A 19,850-nucleotide genomic window follows, 5' to 3' on the forward strand; every position below is an offset into this window, starting at 1 on the left:
TGGATGATATAAATGGGTTTGTCTAAGCATTTTTTCCCACTGAGCTTATTCAGTCTAGCCGTAAATTTAAGCATTGCAGCACACGCCAGTTCCGATGAGGGCTGTTTTTCCCCAAGTATTCAAATCAATACAAATTCTTACGATGCATGTCGTAACTTACCTATTTTAGATCCTGCTAACGACAATAAAACCAATATGTATTTAATGTTGGCTGATATGGGGTTTGCACAAGTAAAACCGATCATAAATAATGAAAAAATATGGGTCAGTGAATATGGCACTGTACCATTTGATGTTGCAACCTTTACAGGACAAATCAGCAGCACAACCCCCAACCAGAGACAAGTAACTCCCAAGCAAAATGAAATCATCTATGATGAAAAACAAAATTCAATCGGCTTAGGTGAAACACAATTCATTCAACAAATTCAAATATCTAAACAACTCTCAGCGCCTGAAAAAAAGCAACTCATTGCAGCCAGACAAACCATTCAGGTCAATTCAGAAACAGCTTCTGCCTTTATCGCAATAGAACCTCAATGGTCTCAACCTGCTCAACAATTCGCCTCTTACATTAATGCATCGATTGCCTTTTACAATAGCGACTATAAAACTGCTGGGAAAATTTACACCGTTCTTAGTCATGTTGATGAACCTTGGATTAAAGAAACTTCACAATATATGTTGATTCGTGTCGCGATTAATCAGGCTTATCAAAGTGCAACAGATACTTATGGTGACTTCGAGATTAGCAAAGTCAATCCTGTATTGAGTAAAGCGATTACCCAACGCGTAAATGATTATTTAAAAACTTATCCTCATGGCTTATATCGTGCCAGTGCTCAGGGTTTACTACGTCGAGGCTATTGGTTCTCAGGACAAAATGACAAGCTCATACAAGAACTGGCATGGCAGCTACATCACCCTAAAGATCCAAATTACAATCTGGATATTTTGCTTTTACCCAATGAATTAGACAATCAAGTTTTTTCAAATGAAAAGCTTGATCCAAACAATTTAAAAGACCCTTTTTTTCTCACAATTTATGATCTTATGCAAATGCGTAAACCGACTGGAGAAGATCAGCAACCCATTTCATGGGCACAATTACAACAGCAAAAAGTCTATTTTAAACAACAATCTGAACTATTTGAATATTTAGAGGCACTGCATTTATTTTTTATCCAGAAACAACCTGCTCAGGCACTCAACTATTTACCTAACAATAATCCAAGTAAGATCAATAATTACGTCCAGCTCAGTCAAGTGGTACTCAAAGGGCGTATTTTAGAAACACAAAATTCTAAAATGGCTTATTCATATTGGAATAGCATGTTAGAACGCACAAGTAATAGTAACCAATATGCAATGCTTGAAATGGCTCTTGCCATCAATATGCAGAAGAATAAAAACTACGCAGGATTTTTAGCAAAAGATAGTAAAATTAAACAGCGTAATTTGCGTAAAATTTTTATTGAGAAAATTGCGGATCAAGCCAGTTTAGAGCAAATGCTTGCATCAAAAGAGAGCAACCCTGACGAGCGTAATATTGCACTGAACACCCTGCTTGAAGATGCAATTGTGCAGCAAGACTACAAGACATTTATTCAAAATTTCAAATATGTCCCTCAAAATGCTGCTGAATATCAAGGATACTCCAGCAAAAACAAAGCATATCAAGATCAGCCCCCACTTTCGATTTTTGTCTGGCAAGGCAAAAAAATTAGCCCTGAAATCCAATGTCATTCTTTACTCAGTACAGTGACCCAGTTATCTAAAAATTCTAATGATCGCCTAGCCAATATCTGTTTGGGTGAAGCAATTCGTGAAACAGGTCATTTTTTAGATATATTCACCACTGAAAATCAACCTGATATTTTAGGTGAAGTTAAAAAATCATCGAAAGGTCAGATTTTTTACCGTGGCACAGTGTACCAAAACATCATCAAAGAATCACAACCGAGCGAACTACAAGCCTACGCACTGTATCGTGCCATTCAATGTTATGCACCAACTGGCACCAATGAGTGTGGTGACGAAGCAGTTTCAAAAGCAATCCGCAAACAGTGGTTTCAAAAGCTCAAAACTCAATATCCAAATACAACTTGGGCAAAATCTTTGAAATATTATTGGTGATGTTGTGCAAGGTATCTTGAAAACTGTATGGCTAATGCTGTTAACTCTCGCAAGTTGCTCAGTGGCACATAGTCAGGTTGAAGCTCAGCATTATCAACAATTTTGGTTATGGGGCAATATTCAAAGTCGCCCTTATTTAGCCCAAGCAAATGAGCTATATATTTTACAGGGCGAAGTTCGATTCTCTAAATCTGAACAACACAGCTTGTTGATTCCTCAAGGTATAGGCTTACGCATCTTTCCTCAGCAGCAAAAAGTCTGGTTGGTATTTCGTACAACCAGCTTAAATTGGCAATCCGATACCACTCAACAGGTTATTCAGCGCCTAGAGCAATGGAAAAATTCAGGGAATCAAATCCTTGGATTACAAATTGATTTTGATAGCGGAACACGAAATCTTGGACAATATGCGGATTTTCTGGTCAAGCTTCGTCAAGAACTCCCCAAATCCTATCGATTAAGTATTACAGGTTTACTGGACTGGACTAACCATCAAGATTCACTCACCTTAAACAAACTTCAGCAGAATGTTGATGAAATTGTGCTACAAAGTTATCAGGGACGGCATACCATTAAAAATTATGCCGAATATATACAACGCTTAAGCACACTGCCTATTCCATTTAAATTGGGGCTGGTTGAACATGGTGCATGGCAATCACCTACCGATTTAGCAGCAAACCCCAATTTTAAGGGCTATGTCATTTTTCTATTACCGAAAAAGTTTGATAAATAATGACGTTTTTCCTTGAGTTCATAGAGCTGATCTTATAAAATTCAGCCTTCGCAATTTGCGACTCAACATTTTAGTTGAGACTCCTTGCTTCTAAAAATTCATTTAGGGGCTGTCTAAACCGTAAGGAGCTGACAATGCGTCATTACGAAATCGTACTTTTAGTACACCCTGATCAAAGCGATCAAGTGGTTGGTATGGTAGAACGCTATATCTCTCACATCAAAGATGCTGAAGGTCAAATTCACCGCTTAGAAGATTGGGGCCGTCGTCAATTGGCTTACCCAATTAACAAGATTCACAAAGCACACTACATTTTGATGAATGTTGAATGTGGTCAAACGACTCTTGATGAGTTAGAAGAATTGTTCCGTTATAACGATGCAATCATTCGTAACTTGATCATCCGTCGTGAACACGCAATTACTGAAGAGTCTTTGCTTGCTAAAAGTGCTGAAGAAAAACGTGCGCGTAAAGCTCAACGTGAAGAAGCACAGCAAGTATCTCAAGAAGCTGCTGAATAAGGAGAACATCAATGGCACGTTTTTACCGTCGTCGCAAGTTCTGCCGCTTTACAGCTGAGAATGTTGCGTACATCGATTACAAAGATATCGACACTTTAAAACAGTACATCACTGAAAACGGCAAGATTGTTCCTAGCCGTATCACTGGTACTAAAGCTCGTTATCAACGTCAATTAGCGCTTGCGATCAAACAAGCTCGCTACTTGTCTTTGATTCCGTACACTGACAACCATAAGTGAGGTGATCTGTGGACGTTATCTTATTACAACGCATTAAAAACCTTGGTAAATTAGGCGACAAAGTATCAGTTAAAGCTGGTTACGGTCGTAACTTCTTGATCCCTCAAGGTAAAGCTGTTGCTGCTACTGAAGCAAACACAACTGCTTTTGAAGCTCGTCGTGCTGAACTTGAAAAACAAGAAGCTGAAGTATTAGCTGCTGCTACTGCACGTGCTGATCAATTGAACGAAGTGAACATCGTTATCACTGCTAAAGCTGGTGACGAAGGCAAATTGTTCGGTTCTATCGGTACTCGTGACATCGCTGACGCTTTAACGAATGCTGGTCTTGCTGTAGACCGTGCAGAAGTTCGTTTACCTAACGGTGCGCTTCGTCACACTGGTGAATTCAACATCGCAATCCAATTGCATCATGATGTTGCTGCTGAAGTACTTGTTACTATCGTTTCTGAGTAATTTCAGTCATTCCCAAAAAGAGCATGCTTCTGCATGCTCTTTTTTTTCGCTATAGTTTTTTCTGATTCAACTGTTCATTTATATTGTTTTTAAGATTATGTAGTTTTCTACTTTTGCTTTAAGATAGACGCGCAAATCTTTGTGTTTTTTATGCTTTACTCAATTTAAGGTTATTTATGTCTCAGGCGAATGCCACAGTTGCGCAACACTCTGTTTCTTCTGAAAATAAAAATACGGAGTCGTCAGGTCAGCTCAAAGAATTTCGTACACCTCCACATAACTTGGCGATTGAACAAGCCGTTTTAGCTGCACTCATGACTGTTGCTGAGTCTTTCGAACAAGTCAGTGATGTTTTAAACGAAAATGACTTTTATGCGACACGTCATAAATATATTTTTCGTGCCATTGAAAAACTGGCTCAAGAGAACTCTCCTTATGATGCAGTTCTCGTTAATGACTGGTTACTTAAACAAAATCTGATTGATGCTGTTGGTGGTGAAGATTACCTCATGCAACTTATGTCAGACTCCCCTGCAAGTTTCTACAATCTAGAAACCTATGCCGTTAAAATTCGAGAGTTTGCAACACTACGCAGCATGATCAAGGCAAGCAATGAAATTTTGCTCAATGCCTACAATACCAATGGTCGTAGCGTTTCTGAAATTTTAGACTTAGCCGAAACCAATATTTTCTCGATTGCAGAACAGCACAATAACAACAAGAAAAATGCAGGCCCTCAACCGATTACCTCTGTGGTTTCAGACGTATTCAATAAACTCAGTGAATTATCACAACTTGAAGGCAACATCACAGGTTTAACCACTGGATTTGTAGAACTCGACAACAAAACCTCGGGTATGCAAGGTGGCGACATGATTATTGTCGCGGCACGTCCATCGATGGGTAAAACCACTTTTGCCATGAATCTGGTTGAAAGTGTTTTATTCAACTGCGATTTGCCAGCTTTAGTATTTTCTATGGAGATGCCTGCTGACTCGATTGCCATGCGTTTAATTTCATCTTACGGAAAAGTCCATCAAGGTCATTTACGTTCAGGTAAATTAGACAGTGATGAATGGTCTAAAGTGACAGGTACGATTTTACAGCTTCAAGAAAAGCATCTTTATATTGATGACTCCTCAGCACTTCCACCCACAGAATTACGTGCGCGTGCGCGTCGTGTTGCCAAACAACATGGCGGAAAACTTGGCTGCATCATGGTCGACTATTTACAGCTCATGAAAGTACCGGGCATGGGAGACAACCGTGTCGGTGAAATTGGTGAAATTTCTCGAAGCCTAAAAGCATTGGCCAAAGAAATGGACTGCCCTGTCATTGCACTGTCTCAGTTGAACCGAAGTTTGGAAAACCGACCAAACAAACGCCCTGTAATGTCTGATTTGCGTGAATCTGGTGCAATTGAGCAAGATGCCGACTTAATCATGTTTATTTACCGTGATGAAGTCTATAACAAAGAATCCAAAGAAGCTGGTACTGCCGAAATTATTATCGGTAAACAACGTAACGGCCCGATCGGAACCGTGCGACTGGCTTTTGAAGGACAATACACGCGTTTTAGTAATCTCTCTCCTGAGTACTACAACCAATTTGATGACGACGAATAACGTCTTAAGGAGTCCAAAGTGCGTCAAGCTACCGTTACCATCAGTCGCGAAGCTCTACAACATAACTTGAATCGGGTCAAACAACTCGCGCCAGATTCAAAAATTGTCAGCATGGTAAAGGCAAATGCCTATGGTCACGGATTAGAAAACTGCTTATCTGCACTCACGCAATCGGATGCCTTTGGCGTCGCCTGCTTAGATGAAGCCATTGAAATTCGCCAATTGGGCTTTAATCAATTGGTGACACTCATCGAAGGGGTTTTTAGTGAAGATGAAATGCAGATTGCAATCGACAACAAATTTGAATGCATGCTGCACCATCAACAGCAACTCGACTGGGTTCGTCAGTACAAAACAGAATATCAAGCGAAAGGCCTAAAAGTTTGGGTCAAGCTTAACAGTGGCATGAACCGTTTAGGTTTCAAAGTTCCTGAGATCATTGAGATTATCAACACACTAAAAGCCGAAGGTTTTGAATGTGTCTTAGCGATGCACTTTGCCAATGCAGATGCTGACGACCACCCAATGAATGAACAGCAAAAACAGCAATTCTTAGAAGTACGTGAAGCTTGTTCACCTGTGCTTGCTTCTTGTTGTAACTCAGCTGCCATCATGAAATGGCCTGAACTTCATTTTGATTATGTTCGCCCAGGCATTATGCTATATGGTGCAACCCCCTTTGATCATCGTCCTGTTGCTGAACTTGGGTTAAAACCTGTAATGACATTTAGTGCAGGTATCATGGCACTCAATAAAATCAGTGCAGGTGAAAAAGTGGGCTATGGCTCTAGTTTTATTGCACAAAAAGATATGGAAATTGCTATTGTTTCAATTGGCTATGGAGATGGATACCCTCGCGCCTACATTCAACAAAACTATGTTGTAGTCAATGGTCATACGACTCCACTGGTTGGACGTGTCAGCATGGATATGATGGCGATTGATGTTACAGGTTTAAATGCTTGTGTTGATACGCCTGTCGAATTATGGGGTACACAGCGCCTCGTAGATGATGTTGCCAAAGCTAGCGGTACGATTGGTTATGAATTATTATGTCGTTTAACTAAACGACCTGCCCGTAAAGTGACTTAATACTTTATTGCATCAGAAAAAAGCCAAGTTATTCAACTTGGCTTTCGACTTCTTCAGCTTCAGCATCACGAAGTAAACTTAAAAACTCAGCAAGTTCTATTTCAGAAAGTTTGCATGGTTCAAATTGCTCTAACCCTTTGAGCATAAAAAAGTCATGAATATCACTTCTTTTCCGTACCAATTTCATTGACCATGCATTAAAGAAACCATCCTCTACCCAACGCGAAGGAAAATTTATAATATCATCATGTCGAACATCCCGCTGAATACGCTCAAACAGATCTAATACTGCCTGTTTATCCCCTTCCAAACATTGAAAGAAACAGCCATTGGCAAAAAATAAAGCGCCTCGAATCTGATTCACACGATTAAAATACAAGGCTTCCGATAAGATCTCCCGCAGGTCAAACATCAGTTGTTCAGCGCTTGTGGTCGCTTTACTGGTATAACATAACTGAAATATCATCTTCTATCTTATGAATATATGAATTAACAATACTATAGCAAATAGTCTTCACTTGGTTTAGGAATTTCATGCAATCCTCGACGTAATGTTTCAGACCATTGCTTGCTAATCTTTTGATAATAGGGATCATCTTGAGTAATACGTTTACCCTGTGGAATTTTCAAACTATTAACACGATAAACCAAAACATCCAGTGGCATACCCACTGAAACATTAGAGCGCAAGGTCGAATCAAAGGAGATCAAACTACAACGAACCGCTTCATCAAGCGGCATATCATAGGTCAATGCACGATCTAAAATAGGTTTCCCATATTTACTTTCACCAATTTGGAAAAATGGCGTGTCTTTAGTCGCGCAAATAAAATTGCCTTGCGGATAAATATTATAGAGCTGTAATTCAGCATCGCCAATTTGCCCGCCAACCAACAGGCTACAATAATAATTACTCTGCTCAAGTGTATCTTCTGTGACATCCTGAATCACTTTTCGCAAAGTTCGTCCAACCAATTGTGCAACTTCAAACATGGTATTGACTGTGTACAAATTAGGCTCTTGTTTTAAGGCAATCTGATTACGCAAATGCCCAATGACTGCCTGCGTTGTTGCCAGATTTCCTGCTGTTTGAATTGCGATAAAACGCTCTTGATGTACACCAAAGGTATAAAGTTTACGAAATACTGAAATCTGATCTACACCCGCATTGGTACGGGTATCACTAATAAAAACCAATCCATCTTTTAAACGTAAAGCACAACAATAGGTCATTCAAACTTCCTTCGTTCAACTAGCATGGTAAAACCTGCACGACTGAATGCATGGTTTCAACACCGCCACGCTCCCGTATTCCACGTACAGGAGCAACATCATAATAATCTCGACCAATTGCAACATAAATATGTGAATGTGGTGTAAATATCTGATTACTAATATCAAAACAATACCACATTTTCTCTAAATACACTTCAACCCAAGCATGACTTGCTAAATGCAACAGATCTGGCACATACAAATAACCAGAAACATAACGTGCAGGCACACCTAAACCACGACACATTGTAATAAAAACATGACTATGATCTTGGCATACACCACCTGCCTGATGTACCTTAAATACATCAATCGCTGCGGTATGTACTTCCGTTACCTGAGGCTGATAAGGAATATAATTCAAAACTGCTGCTGCCAAATTTTGAAATTCAGCACGAGTCATGTGTTTAACATAGTCATGTGCAAATGCCAACATTTCCCGATTACATATTGTCATTGCGGTTGGTTGTAAAAAGATACTGGGATGAAGTGCACTTTTTTGCATCGCAACTTCACAATGAGGGTCAATCTCAACAATCCCTTGCACCATAATCGTTAACTGCTGGTAAGGATAGCGCTGAGTACTGGTCACCCAAAAGTTATCAAAAGCATCTTTTTGTGTGGTGTATTGTCCAGGAATACTGAAATCCCATGAATGTACGCGCTGATGCCCATCGGTTTGTGGCATCATTTTTATATACTGAATGCTATTACTGGCAGTTTCTGAATATTGGTAATGGGTCTGATGATTGACCATCAATTTCATACAGCAACTCCTAAACTCTGTTGTAACTGGGTATTTAATCCATGAAAAGTACTGAGTTCAGGCTGCTGTTTGAATGCTTGCCATGCTTCTAGAAAAGATGTGCAGGCATAACTCTGTAATGCTTTAGCAATAATCTCCAATTGATTAATTACATCAGTTGGATCTTGCTGCATTCTCAATGCCTGATCTAAATCCTCAATGTATTTGCCTAAACTAAAAAATAAAAACACATCATGGGATTCACTTTCTAGTACAGCTTCAACATCACTAATGACTTGGCAAATCGAGCTTGCACTGCCTTTGGCATATTTAAACATTGCATTCAATTCGGCATAACTCTGCGCAGAGAGTACACCTCGAAGTGCTTGTACATTGTCATATGCCATTTGAAATTGCTGATTAAAAGATGCTGGTTGTTCGGGGTCTAATAATAATGCGGTTAATGAAGCGGCATCATAAGCAGGCAAATACAGCGCCGAAATCAGTTGCTGAGCATGTTGATCATCTTTTAAAGGTAAGTACTGACACAAAAAATGAATCCGTGCCAAATAACGCCCTAACCAAAAAATATTATATGCATTTGAAGTCAACAATAGCATAGTGTTCTCCTTATGCATGCAATGTTTCAATAACCCATGTATCTTTAATTCCACCACCTTGTGAGGAATTAACGACCAGTGAGCCTTCTTTCATTGCCACACGAGTTAAGCCACCGGGTACGATTTCTGTTCGATGCGGAGAGCTTAAAACAAATGGTCGCAAATCAATATGGCGCTCTGCTACACCTTTATCGGTCAACGTTGGTGCAACAGACAAATCAAGCGTTGGTTGGGCAATATATAAATGCGGATGAGCAATTACTTTTTGTTTGAATTCAGCAATTTGTTTTTCTGTTGCTTGAGGACCAATCAACATGCCATAGCCACCCGAACCCTGTGCTTCCTTCACAACAAGATTATGCATATTTTCAACAACATAGTCTAAATCATAACGATTTCGGCATTGATAAGTTGGAACATTTTTTAAAATTGGCTGCTCATTTAAATAATATTCAATCATTTTATCAACATACGGATAAATTGATTTATCATCAGCAACCCCTGTTCCTGGCGCATTGGCAATAATCACATTCTGTTTGAGATATGCCGACATCAACCCTGCAACGCCAAGACAACTGTCAGGACGGAAACTTAGAGGGTCTAGGAATGCATCATCTAAACGGCGATAAATAACATCAACACGTTGTTTACCTCGAATGGTTTTAGCATAAACCATATCATTTTCAACAAATAGGTCTTGTCCCGTGACCAAAGCAACATCCATTTCACGAGCTAAAAAGGCATGTTCATAATAAGCACTATTGAAACGACCAGGACTCAACACAACTACAGTGGGTCGATCCACAAGTGCATTTTCTTCTAAAATAGCGCGCAATAATTGCGGATATTGTTCTACTTCATAGAGTTTACTTTTTTGGCACAAATCAGGCATCAGTTTTTTACTGATTTTTCGGCTTTCCAACATGTACGACACCCCCGAAGGTGTACGTAAATTATCTTCTAAAACAAAAAATTCCCCAGAACGATCCCGAATAATATCAATTCCGCTAATTTGCGAATAAATATTGCCTTTCAATTTAAAATTCAGCATTTGTGGCTGAAAAGCTTCATGACTTAATACCTGGACTTCAGGCACAATGCCACTTTTTAAAATTTCCTGACGGTTATAAATATCATCAAGAAAATAATTGAGCGCATGTACACGCTGTGCACAACCAGCTGCGATTTTATCCCACTGTTTTTTGGCAATCACGCGTGGAATCAGATCATAAGGAATGGTTCGTTCTGTACCTTCAGCATCACCATACACTGTAAAAGTAATACCATGATATAAAAAGAATTCTTTCGCTTCTTGATTTAAGACTTTTAACTCAGCAAGACTCCGTTCAAATAGCCATTTTTCAATATTTTGACTGGCTTCTGCCGACATATGTCGATCATCCAACATTTCATTAAAAAATTTGGAACGAAGTTGTTGAAAGTTCACACCCTGCGGGCTTTTGGGTTCGACATGCTGTGGGTCTCGTGGGCTATAACCTGCTCCTGTAACAACACTTTCCATCATATTTAAAGGTTCTTTATTATCTTTTAGCATATCAACCTCTCATCTTTATAAGGCTTATTTTTTGACTTGCAAAATCAGTGCCATACCACAATAACGGATTTTTACTTCAATTTTTTGTATCGTTTAAGATTTATTATTGATATCTATTTTGTAAAAGACTAGTGTATAGTCATCTTTTTCGTTTCGAGTTATTTTTAAAATAACTTTGTTCTCTATTAGCCTATCTATTTCCAAAGTTACTCATGTCTGTACAAGAAAAAGAAACCTCGAACAGCCTGCATCGGCAGTGGCAAATCTTATCGCGCCTGACAACAGGGAAATGGACAGGCACTCGCCAGTTGCAGGAAACACTACAACGTGAAGGAATTGATATTAGTTTACGAACAATTCAGCGTGATCTAAATCAAATTGCTCAACGCTTTCCCATTGAAAGTAATAAAGAAGTTCCTCAAGGCTGGCGTTGGCGCTCCGATGCACCAATTCAAAGCTTACCACATATGACTAGCTCGCAAGCGGTGACTTTTATGATGGTTGAGGAGCATTTAAAACATTTATTGCCACCTAGCTTAATCAATGAAATGATGCCGTGGTTTGACCTTGCTCGACGTAGTTTATCGGAGCAAAATAATGTTCGCCAATGGGTCAATCGTGTACGAATTGTTCCTGCTAGCCAGCCACTGATTCCGCCAACCATTGATCAGCAAGCGCAGCAAGTGATTTATGAAGGTCTATTACAAGATAAGCAAATCGAATGCATTTATCAGGGGCGTGAACGCGAAGAAAAAAGTTACCTGCTGAATCCATTGGGCTTGGTACAAAAAGGTGCAATTATCTATTTAATTTGCACCCGACATGATCGTCAAGAAATACAGACCTTCGCATTGCACCGTTTTAAATCAGCCAATTTATCAAGCCATCGTGCAATATCTCCAGCCAACTTCAATATTGACCAGTATATTGAGTCAGGTGCTTTAGGTTTCCGTATTGATCTGCATAAACCTACTGAATTGGTGCAACTACAACTCACCATGCACGAATCAGATGCTAAAACCTTTTATGAATCACAACTGAGTAAAGACCAAAGCATTCAAGACATAGGCGAACAATTGGTTCTTGTTCAAGCGACTGTTCCACTGACCTCACAATTGGTTTGGTGGTTACGCAGCTTTGGGCAGAAAATTCGCCATATTGAACCTGCCCAAGTTGCAGCTTATGTTAATGAGGCAATCTAGGCTTTTCTTGTTCAGCCTCATCAATAAATGCATAGCGCTTGAAAGTTAGCTCAGTCCATTGAGCAGCGATCGGCGCTTGTAAAAATTCATCTAATACCTGCCCAACCACTTCTTCGATCTCATCTCCTTCTTGCAACATGTCATTGCCTTCATCTTCAAGCACTTCATCGTCCGTTGTCATATAGCGACACTGCAATGTTCCTTGCTGATAATGTTCAAAGAAATAGCTATTGGCTAAATCAAACAATACAAATTGAACAATTTCTTCATCAACTTCAGAAATATCAAAAGATTGACCTACATGATAGACAATCAGGCAACCTGCCGAATTGGTATAAACATCAATTGTGTCTTCATCACGCTCTAAATCAGCTGCCTGATCAAAATCGACCTCGCCCAAATATTGAAGCCTTGTCCCAAACAAGGCTTCTAAATCTTGTGATGTTGTAATCACTTTTTTTACAATACAGCCCGCAATATTCATCGTGATAACACCTTTGATTTTAAAAATTTCAGCAGTTTATTCTACGCGATTAAAGTGGACTAATGACTGCAACAATATGTTGAAAAACATAAGGATCTGATAATAATTGAAATTTTTCATCATCTGGATAAGTAACAGCGATATGATAGTTCTCACCTGCAAATGCTTTGATCGAAGATAAATCTTTCCAGTAGGTTGCTAAGAAAAAATGCTCCCAATCCCCTTGAGTTTCACGGCGAACAAATGCGCCTAAATTCCCTTTAATGCTTTCTGAATGCAACACACCTGTTTGTTGTAAATGCTCGGAAAATCCATCTGCATGCTGTCGTGGTACACATCCATGCCATGTTCTTACGATCATTTTGACTCCAGTTCATGTGTAAAACATACAGTATAAAGGGATTTATGTTTTTAGATAGGGCGAATAAAAAATAAGCCTATTATTCATCGCTGAGAATAGGCTAGTCTGATCTGAACGCTATTTTTATTATGATCTGTTATTTTTATTTAGGAAGAACAACACGCATCTGATCAGCTTAAGCATGCCAATTCACCACGGTTATATCGAATATGCTTGAAGGTCATGGCTTTTTCTCATTGTTGATGTGATGTATTCACTATATGAAGATTTTCACTGTCTGAGAAATAAATAGATTGCATGAGCTTTTAAGTAAAAATGCTTAATTTATTTTCTACTAAGCTTTTGAAGCAACATAAAAAAGCCCGATACAATGATCGGGCTTTTCATTTCTAAACTTGGATTAAGCTGATTTACGCATCGCATTATTTTTACGAATTGTAATCATGATCAACTGAACTGCCGCAGGTGTCACACCTGGAATACGCGTTGCTTGCGCCAATGTTTCAGGCAGAACGGTTTTCAATTTTTGGGTAATTTCACGAGATAACCCTGAAACCACATCATAGTCAAAATCTGCTGGAATTTTGGTTTCTTCAAGACGTTTTAACTGTGCGACATCTTCATGCTGACGGTTGATATAACCTTCATATTTCACCGCAATTTCGATTTGCTCACCGACTTGTTGCGATACTCCAGAACCTGTTAATTCTGCAATTTGCTCAAAGCTAATATTCGGGCGTTTCAACAGATCAATCGCACTACATTCTTTGCTGAGATCTGCACCTGTCATTTCAACGAATTTTTTACCCATCGGGTTATTTGGTGCAGCCCATAAATGTTGTAAACGTGAGGTTTCTTGCTCAACGGCTTCCATTTTTTCACAGTAAGCCGCCCAACGGGTATCATCCACCAAACCAAGCTCACGACCAATAGTCGTTAAACGTTGATCTGCATTGTCTTCACGAAGCATTAAGCGATATTCGGCACGTGACGTAAACATACGGTACGGTTCTTTAGTTCCTAACGTAATTAAATCGTCAACCAATACGCCCATGTAAGCTTGATCACGTTTTGGTGTCCATTCTTCTTGTTCCCACGCACGACGTGCAGCGTTTAGACCTGCAAGTAAACCTTGTGCGCCTGCTTCTTCATAGCCTGTCGTACCGTTGATTTGACCTGCAAAATACAAACCATTAATCGCTTTGGTTTCAAGGGTAAATTTCAGACCTTGCGGGTTGAAGTAATCATATTCAATCGCATAACCAGGACGTAAAATGTGCGCATTTTCCATACCACGGATTGAACGAACCAACTCAAATTGCACATCAAATGGTAAAGACGTTGAAATACCATTTGGATAAAGCTCATGTGTATCTAAGCCTTCAGGCTCCAAGAACACCTGATGTGAGTCTTTATCGGCAAAACGATGAATCTTGTCTTCAATCGATGGGCAGTAACGCGGGCCTACCCCTTCAATCACACCTGTATACATTGGCGAACGATCTAAACCGCCACGAATAATGTCGTGGGTTTTTTCATTGGTATGCGTAATATAGCAATTGACTTGTTCTGGGTGCATCGACACATCACCCATAAATGACATTACTGGTGATGGGAAATCACCTGGTTGTGGTGTCATTACCGAAAAATCAACAGAACGTGCATCAATACGTGGTGGTGTCCCTGTTTTTAAACGACCCACTGGCAATTTAAGTTCGCGTAAACGGTGCGCTAAAGCAATTGATGGCGGATCACCTGCACGACCACCGCTCGATTTTTCTAAGCCAACGTGAATCACACCACCTAAGAATGTTCCTGTGGTGAGTACAACCGTCTTTGCATCAAAACGGATACCCATTTGGGTCACAACACCTTTAACGGTATCACCATCAACAATCAAGTCATCCGCAGCTTGCTGAAAAATGTCCAAATTGGCTTGATTTTCCAAGGTTTCACGAATCGCTGCTTTATAGCGAACACGGTCAGCCTGCGCACGTGTCGCACGAACTGCTGCACCTTTGCGTGAATTCAAGATACGAAACTGAATCCCACCTTTATCCGCAGCAAGCGCCATTGCACCACCGAGTGCATCAATTTCGCGCACCAAATGCGACTTACCGATCCCACCAATCGCAGGATTACAGCTCATCTGCCCTAAAGTCTCAATATTATGAGTTAATAGTAATGTCTGTCGGCCCATACGTGCAGCCGCAAGCGCAGCCTCTGTGCCAGCATGACCACCACCAATAACGATGACATCGTAAACTTTAGGATAATGCATAATCTTTGTGTCAAAACTAAAAAAAAAGACAGAACATTATAGCAAAGAAAGCCGTAAAGATACCAAAAACTTATGCTTTATCACTCAAAGCTGCTGGTTCGATAACACCACCATACAAAACCCATCTACTACTTGCAGACAAATCAAAAAAATTCACAAACTTATGCGTATTGTTACTAAACAGACAAAGACGAATTTTGATTATTTTTTATACTCTTTAAGGTGCTTTAAAACAATACCGATGAATCTGAGGATTATTGCATATGAACAAAACCATCTTTTCAGCAGCACTTTGTTTAGGATTGTCACTCGGCTGCATTTCTCTTGCTCAAGCCAATGACAAAGTCGAAAAAATTTATAACAGCAAAATGATTCAACAAGCATGTAAAGGAAAACATACAGGTGATACAGCTTCATTTGCCGCACGAGGGATTATTTGGAATGGAACATGTGAAATGCAATTCATTCCGATGCATAGCAACATGATTCAGGGCAATGAAAATGAATTATTTGACACCTGTCAGCAAGATCCACATCGTAAAATGGCAACAATTAATGGTCATGAAATGAAAGGAAAATGTGCTCTTGCATTTACACCACCCCGTCCAATGCAATAAAGACTCACTACCCCAAACAGGTCAAAGCCGCGCTTGACCTGTTTTTTTATTTCTACCAATCAAAAAATAAAAAAGTGTAGACCACAGCGAAAGCCCTTTCATGATGATATTTAGATTTTCTTTCAATCAAAGCTCAATAAAACACTTATTTCACTAAAACTTAAAAGTCACCACGACATTGTCGTAGGCTATTTTCTTCAAGTTTAATTATTACCAAGATTATTATTAAGCCATATTAATATATTACTTGATTAATACAATAAAATTGGCAAGTTTTATGCATTATAAAACATATTATTTAGATTATAAAAATATTAATTCCGATTAAATTAATCAGATTATTTGGCATATTTCCGACTATTTTAGTTATATTTAAATTCATGAAATATAACTAAAATAGTCGGATTTTTTAGTTTAAAAAATCAACAATTTAAACTTAAAATTACATTTAATACTATGATTTTAATAGCAAAATTAAAAACAAACGAATATTTGTTTTTTATTGTTTATTTTTTATTTTTTTTATTTAATAATACCATTCATAGATATTGCGATAGGCTTATTAATATGAGCTTAGAGACGAACAAATTCGATAAAAGATTAGTGAAGGAAATTATCATCATTTTGGTAATTAAAATCACTCTTCTCATGTTAATCAAAAATATTTGGTTTGATTCCCCAACCATTCCCAAAAACTTTGACAATCAAGTTGCCGAGCGTATCGCTGGCAGTTCATCCCAAATTAAGGAGACACGTTGATGATTTCTGAAAGCGTGGTCGATCTTTCGCGGTTGCAGTTTGCAATGACCGCGTTATATCACTTTTTATTTGTTCCATTGACTCTAGGTATGTCATTTCTGCTTGCCATCATGGAAACAACCTATGTTGTTTCTGGCAAAGAAATTTATAAAGACATGACCAAATTTTGGGGCAAGCTTTTCGGTATTAACTTTGCATTAGGTGTGACCACAGGCTTAACTATGGAGTTCCAGTTTGGTACAAACTGGGCATATTACTCACACTATGTGGGTGATATTTTTGGTGCACCTTTAGCGATTGAAGGCTTAATGGCGTTCTTCCTTGAATCTACATTTATTGGTTTATTCTTCTTTGGATGGGAACGTCTTTCTCGCGTTCAACATTTGGGCGTCACTTGGTTGGTTGCTCTAGGCTCTAACTTATCAGCACTTTGGATCTTGATCGCAAATGGTTGGATGCAAAACCCTGTGGGTGCAGCATTCAATTTTGAAACGATGCGTATGGAATTGACCGATTTTGGTGCATTGCTGTTTAACCCTGTTGCCCAAGTAAAATTTGTTCATACCGTTTCTTCTGGTTATGTGACTGGTTCTATTTTTGTTCTCGCAATTTCAAGCTATTACCTGCTTAAAAAACGCGACTTGGCTTTTGCACGTCGCTCGTTTGCAATCGCTGCCATTTTTGGACTTGCTTCAACATTCTGCGTGATCTTACTCGGTGATGAATCAGGTTATGAAATTGGTGATGTTCAAAAAACCAAACTGGCTGCAATTGAAGCGGAATGGCACACTGAACCTGCCCCTGCAAGTTTTACTTTGTTTGGTATTCCAAACCAACAAGAAATGCGTACCGACTATGCCATTAAAATTCCATATGTCTTGGGCTTGATTGCAACACGTTCTACTACAGGTCAAGTGACTGGTATTCAAGACTTAATGACTGAACATGAAAATCGTATCCGTAATGGTATGGTGGCTTATGGTCAACTCGAGCAACTTCGTGAAGGCAACCGCACTCCTGAATTGCTCACAGCATTTAAAGCAACTCAAAAAGACTTAGGCTATGGCTTACTTCTTAAAAAATATACCCCAAATGTCACTGATGCAACTGATGAACAAATCAAGTCTGCGGCTAAAGACAGTATTCCTAACGTAAAAGCATTGTTCTTCACTTTCCGTGCGATGGTGGCTTCTGGCGTACTCATGCTGTTGTTGTTCCTTCTTGCTGCATGGTCTGTTGCACGCCGCAATTTTGAACAAAAACCATGGTTACTTAAATTTGCACTCTATGCCTTACCATTACCTTGGATTGCAACACAAACTGGTTGGTATGTGGCCGAAGGTGGTCGTCAGCCTTGGACTATCGGTGAAGTATTACCAACTCACCTTTCAGCATCTAGCTTAAGTACAGGTGATCTTGCAGGCTCTATTTTTGCACTCGTTGCCTTCTACACTGTCCTGCTCATTATCGAAATGTACTTGATGATCAAATTTGCTCGCCTTGGCCCAAGCTCATTGCATACAGGCAAATATCATTTTGAAAAATCAGACACACATCACCAATCTGCTGTTGGGGAGGCTCAATCATGATTGAATATGAATTACTCAAAATCATTTGGTGGGTTCTTGTCGGTGTCTTATTAATTGGCTTTGCTCTAACCGATGGCTTTGACATGGGTTCCATGGCAATCATGCCTTTCGTAGGTAAAACCGATAATGAACGTCGTGCTGCAATCAATACGATTGCACCACACTGGGATGGCAACCAAGTTTGGTTTATTACCGCAGGCGGTGCATTATTTGCAGCTTGGCCAATGGTTTATGCGGTTGCGTTCTCAGGTATGTACTGGGCGCTTTTACTGGTGTTATTTGCATTGTTCCTACGTCCTGTTGGTTTTGACTATCGTTCAAAACTAGAAAATACCAAATGGCGTACATCATGGGACTGGGGTTTATGTGTGGGTGGTGCAGTTCCAGCACTAGTATTTGGTGTTGCATTTGGTAACTTATTCCAAGGCGTACCGTTCCACTTTGATGACACACTACGTTCAGAATATACAGGTAGCTTCTTTGCCCTACTCAACCCATTTGCTTTAGTCTGTGGTGTTGTGAGTTTATCAATGCTATCTGCACATGGTGGTGCTTGGTTAATGTTGCGTACAGATGGTGTCTTACGTCAACGCTCTTCCAAAGCAACTCAAATTATGGGTATTGTGTTCTTGGTCTGCTTCTTGGTTGCAGGTGCATGGTTATACTTCGGTCAAATGCCAGGTTATAGCCTAGCAACAGCACTCAATACAGATGCTGCAATTAACCCATTAACTAAACATGTCGTGACCAATGCAAACCCAGGTTGGATGAATAACTATTCAACTTATCCAATCACAATGGCTGCTCCAGTCATTGCAATTTTAGGTGGCTTACTGACTATTGTTGGTGGTGGTTCAGGTAAAGCAGGTTTAAGTTTTACAGGTACAAGTTTAAGTATTGTTGGTGCGATCTTAACCGCTGGTTTTGCGCTATTCCCATTCTTACTTCCATCAAGTATTGATCCAACATCAAGCTTAACCATGTGGGATGCAACTTCAAGTCACCGTACCTTAATGGTAATGACCATTGCAGCATGTATTTTCGTTCCAATTATTTTGCTATACACCACATGGTGTTACTACAAAATGTGGGGCGTTATTACCAATAAACATATTGAAACTCATTCACATAGTTTGTACTAATAGGAGAATCGGATATGTGGTATTTTGCGTGGATTCTCGGAATTTTAATGGCTTGTTTTGCGAGTGTACTCAGTGCTCTTTACACTGAACATCATCAAGACTTAGACGAGGAATAAGAACATGGCTGAAGCAATGACCGCACCTACAAAAGGCACAGCACAGATTCTCATGATGATTGTTTCTTTCATGCTGGCATTGCCTTTGGCTGCTATTCTACTCATTTATCCATCGCTGATGCTTGATGCAAATGGGCATTATAACCATAGTGTTCTAATGCTCGTCATGCTCGGTATTTCAGGTGGATTCATCTATGGTGTAGGATTTGTTCCTCAGTTTTGGCTATGGAAATGGTTATTTAACCCGATAGTGGCATGGCCGCTCATGGCTGTCGGTTATTATCTCTGGCTAGGCTAAAA

The 19,850-nt window shown here is 39.5% G+C and carries 22 protein-coding genes; 14 read left to right on the top strand and 8 right to left on the bottom strand.

What is annotated here, in order from left to right:
* Nucleotides 1–12: 12 nt before the first annotated feature.
* From LVY74_RS13355 to alr, 7 genes are all read left to right on the top strand, one after another.
* Entirely contained in the window at nucleotides 13–2,136 is a 2,124-nt protein-coding gene (locus tag LVY74_RS13355; protein ID WP_237815466.1) for a hypothetical protein, read from the top strand.
* Between the two features lie 34 nt (nucleotides 2,137–2,170).
* Nucleotides 2,171–2,872, top strand: coding sequence for a DUF3142 domain-containing protein (locus tag LVY74_RS13360; protein ID WP_269091416.1), 702 nt, complete (start codon nucleotides 2,171–2,173; stop codon nucleotides 2,870–2,872).
* Between the two features lie 134 nt (nucleotides 2,873–3,006).
* On the top strand, nucleotides 3,007–3,393 hold the full coding sequence (gene rpsF / locus LVY74_RS13365) for a 30S ribosomal protein S6 (RefSeq protein ID WP_004753077.1): 387 nt from the start codon (nucleotides 3,007–3,009) through the stop codon (nucleotides 3,391–3,393).
* Between the two features lie 11 nt (nucleotides 3,394–3,404).
* Nucleotides 3,405–3,632, top strand: a complete 228-nt coding sequence (rpsR, locus tag LVY74_RS13370) for a 30S ribosomal protein S18 (RefSeq protein ID WP_000090661.1) — start codon at nucleotides 3,405–3,407, stop codon at nucleotides 3,630–3,632.
* 8 nt (nucleotides 3,633–3,640) lie between these two features.
* Nucleotides 3,641–4,087 carry a 50S ribosomal protein L9 gene (gene rplI / locus LVY74_RS13375; RefSeq protein ID WP_237815468.1) on the top strand — a complete coding sequence of 149 codons (447 nt, stop codon included), beginning with the start codon at nucleotides 3,641–3,643 and terminating at the stop codon, nucleotides 4,085–4,087.
* Between the two features lie 176 nt (nucleotides 4,088–4,263).
* Nucleotides 4,264–5,712 carry a replicative DNA helicase gene (gene dnaB / locus LVY74_RS13380; RefSeq protein WP_237815469.1) on the top strand — a complete coding sequence of 483 codons (1,449 nt, stop codon included), beginning with the start codon at nucleotides 4,264–4,266 and terminating at the stop codon, nucleotides 5,710–5,712.
* Nucleotides 5,713–5,730: 18 nt separating this feature from the next.
* A complete protein-coding gene (alr, locus tag LVY74_RS13385; RefSeq protein ID WP_151709533.1) occupies nucleotides 5,731–6,804 on the top strand; it encodes an alanine racemase in 1,074 nt (357 codons plus the stop codon).
* A 28-nt stretch (nucleotides 6,805–6,832) separates the two neighbouring features.
* Here alr and LVY74_RS13390 read toward each other — a convergent pair whose 3' ends face one another.
* From LVY74_RS13390 to LVY74_RS13410, 5 genes are read right to left on the bottom strand one after another with little or no spacing between them, the layout of a single operon-like run.
* Nucleotides 6,833–7,270 (bottom strand): BLUF domain-containing protein, encoded by a 438-nt coding sequence (locus tag LVY74_RS13390; RefSeq protein ID WP_237815470.1) that lies wholly within the window; start codon nucleotides 7,268–7,270, stop codon nucleotides 6,833–6,835.
* Nucleotides 7,271–7,302: 32 nt separating this feature from the next.
* Nucleotides 7,303–8,037, bottom strand: a complete 735-nt coding sequence (locus LVY74_RS13395) for a proteasome-type protease (RefSeq protein WP_237815471.1) — start codon at nucleotides 8,035–8,037, stop codon at nucleotides 7,303–7,305.
* A 19-nt stretch (nucleotides 8,038–8,056) separates the two neighbouring features.
* Nucleotides 8,057–8,845 (bottom strand): transglutaminase family protein, encoded by a 789-nt coding sequence (locus LVY74_RS13400; protein ID WP_237815472.1) that lies wholly within the window; start codon nucleotides 8,843–8,845, stop codon nucleotides 8,057–8,059.
* Entirely contained in the window at nucleotides 8,842–9,444 is a 603-nt protein-coding gene (locus tag LVY74_RS13405; RefSeq protein ID WP_237815473.1) for an alpha-E domain-containing protein, read from the bottom strand. The genes LVY74_RS13400 and LVY74_RS13405 overlap by 4 nt, the downstream gene beginning before the upstream one ends.
* Before the next feature lie 10 nt (nucleotides 9,445–9,454).
* On the bottom strand, nucleotides 9,455–10,999 hold the full coding sequence (locus LVY74_RS13410) for a circularly permuted type 2 ATP-grasp protein (RefSeq protein WP_237815474.1): 1,545 nt from the start codon (nucleotides 10,997–10,999) through the stop codon (nucleotides 9,455–9,457).
* Between the two features lie 212 nt (nucleotides 11,000–11,211).
* Between LVY74_RS13410 and LVY74_RS13415 the strand changes: the two genes are divergently transcribed.
* On the top strand, nucleotides 11,212–12,201 hold the full coding sequence (locus tag LVY74_RS13415) for a helix-turn-helix transcriptional regulator (protein WP_237815475.1): 990 nt from the start codon (nucleotides 11,212–11,214) through the stop codon (nucleotides 12,199–12,201).
* On the opposite strand, the gene LVY74_RS13420 is transcribed toward LVY74_RS13415, so the two are convergent.
* The 3 genes from LVY74_RS13420 to mnmG all read right to left on the bottom strand — a co-directional run bounded on the left by LVY74_RS13420 (nucleotide 12,185) and on the right by mnmG (nucleotide 15,327).
* Complete coding sequence (locus tag LVY74_RS13420; protein ID WP_228271266.1) at nucleotides 12,185–12,685, bottom strand: hypothetical protein; 501 nt, start codon at nucleotides 12,683–12,685, stop codon at nucleotides 12,185–12,187. The two genes, LVY74_RS13415 and LVY74_RS13420, sit on opposite strands and share 17 nt — an antisense overlap.
* A gap of 49 nt (nucleotides 12,686–12,734) precedes the next feature.
* The gene (locus tag LVY74_RS13425; protein WP_237815476.1) at nucleotides 12,735–13,046 is read right to left on the bottom strand and encodes a hypothetical protein; all 312 of its coding nucleotides are present in this window, start codon (nucleotides 13,044–13,046) and stop codon (nucleotides 12,735–12,737) included.
* A 400-nt stretch (nucleotides 13,047–13,446) separates the two neighbouring features.
* A complete protein-coding gene (gene mnmG, locus LVY74_RS13430; protein ID WP_237815477.1) occupies nucleotides 13,447–15,327 on the bottom strand; it encodes a tRNA uridine-5-carboxymethylaminomethyl(34) synthesis enzyme MnmG in 1,881 nt (626 codons plus the stop codon).
* Between the two features lie 263 nt (nucleotides 15,328–15,590).
* On the opposite strand from mnmG, the gene LVY74_RS13435 reads away from it, so the two are divergent.
* The 6 genes from LVY74_RS13435 (at nucleotide 15,591) to LVY74_RS13460 (ending at nucleotide 19,848) form a co-directional block, all read left to right on the top strand.
* Complete coding sequence (locus LVY74_RS13435; RefSeq protein ID WP_237815478.1) at nucleotides 15,591–15,944, top strand: hypothetical protein; 354 nt, start codon at nucleotides 15,591–15,593, stop codon at nucleotides 15,942–15,944.
* Between the two features lie 567 nt (nucleotides 15,945–16,511).
* Nucleotides 16,512–16,703 (top strand): cytochrome oxidase putative small subunit CydP, encoded by a 192-nt coding sequence (gene cydP / locus LVY74_RS13440; RefSeq protein ID WP_151709544.1) that lies wholly within the window; start codon nucleotides 16,512–16,514, stop codon nucleotides 16,701–16,703.
* Nucleotides 16,703–18,292 (top strand): cytochrome ubiquinol oxidase subunit I, encoded by a 1,590-nt coding sequence (locus LVY74_RS13445; protein WP_151709567.1) that lies wholly within the window; start codon nucleotides 16,703–16,705, stop codon nucleotides 18,290–18,292. The genes cydP and LVY74_RS13445 overlap by 1 nt, the downstream gene beginning before the upstream one ends.
* Nucleotides 18,289–19,434, top strand: a complete 1,146-nt coding sequence (gene cydB / locus LVY74_RS13450) for a cytochrome d ubiquinol oxidase subunit II (protein WP_237815479.1) — start codon at nucleotides 18,289–18,291, stop codon at nucleotides 19,432–19,434. The genes LVY74_RS13445 and cydB overlap by 4 nt, the downstream gene beginning before the upstream one ends.
* A gap of 14 nt (nucleotides 19,435–19,448) precedes the next feature.
* Entirely contained in the window at nucleotides 19,449–19,550 is a 102-nt protein-coding gene (gene cydX / locus LVY74_RS13455) for a cytochrome bd-I oxidase subunit CydX (RefSeq protein WP_151709546.1), read from the top strand.
* Nucleotides 19,551–19,554: 4 nt separating this feature from the next.
* On the top strand, nucleotides 19,555–19,848 hold the full coding sequence (locus LVY74_RS13460) for a cyd operon YbgE family protein (protein ID WP_151709547.1): 294 nt from the start codon (nucleotides 19,555–19,557) through the stop codon (nucleotides 19,846–19,848).
* Nucleotides 19,849–19,850 lie beyond the last annotated feature (2 nt).

The organism is Acinetobacter sp. ME22 (assembly GCF_022012315.1).
Taxonomy (GTDB): domain Bacteria; phylum Pseudomonadota; class Gammaproteobacteria; order Pseudomonadales; family Moraxellaceae; genus Acinetobacter; species Acinetobacter brisouii_A.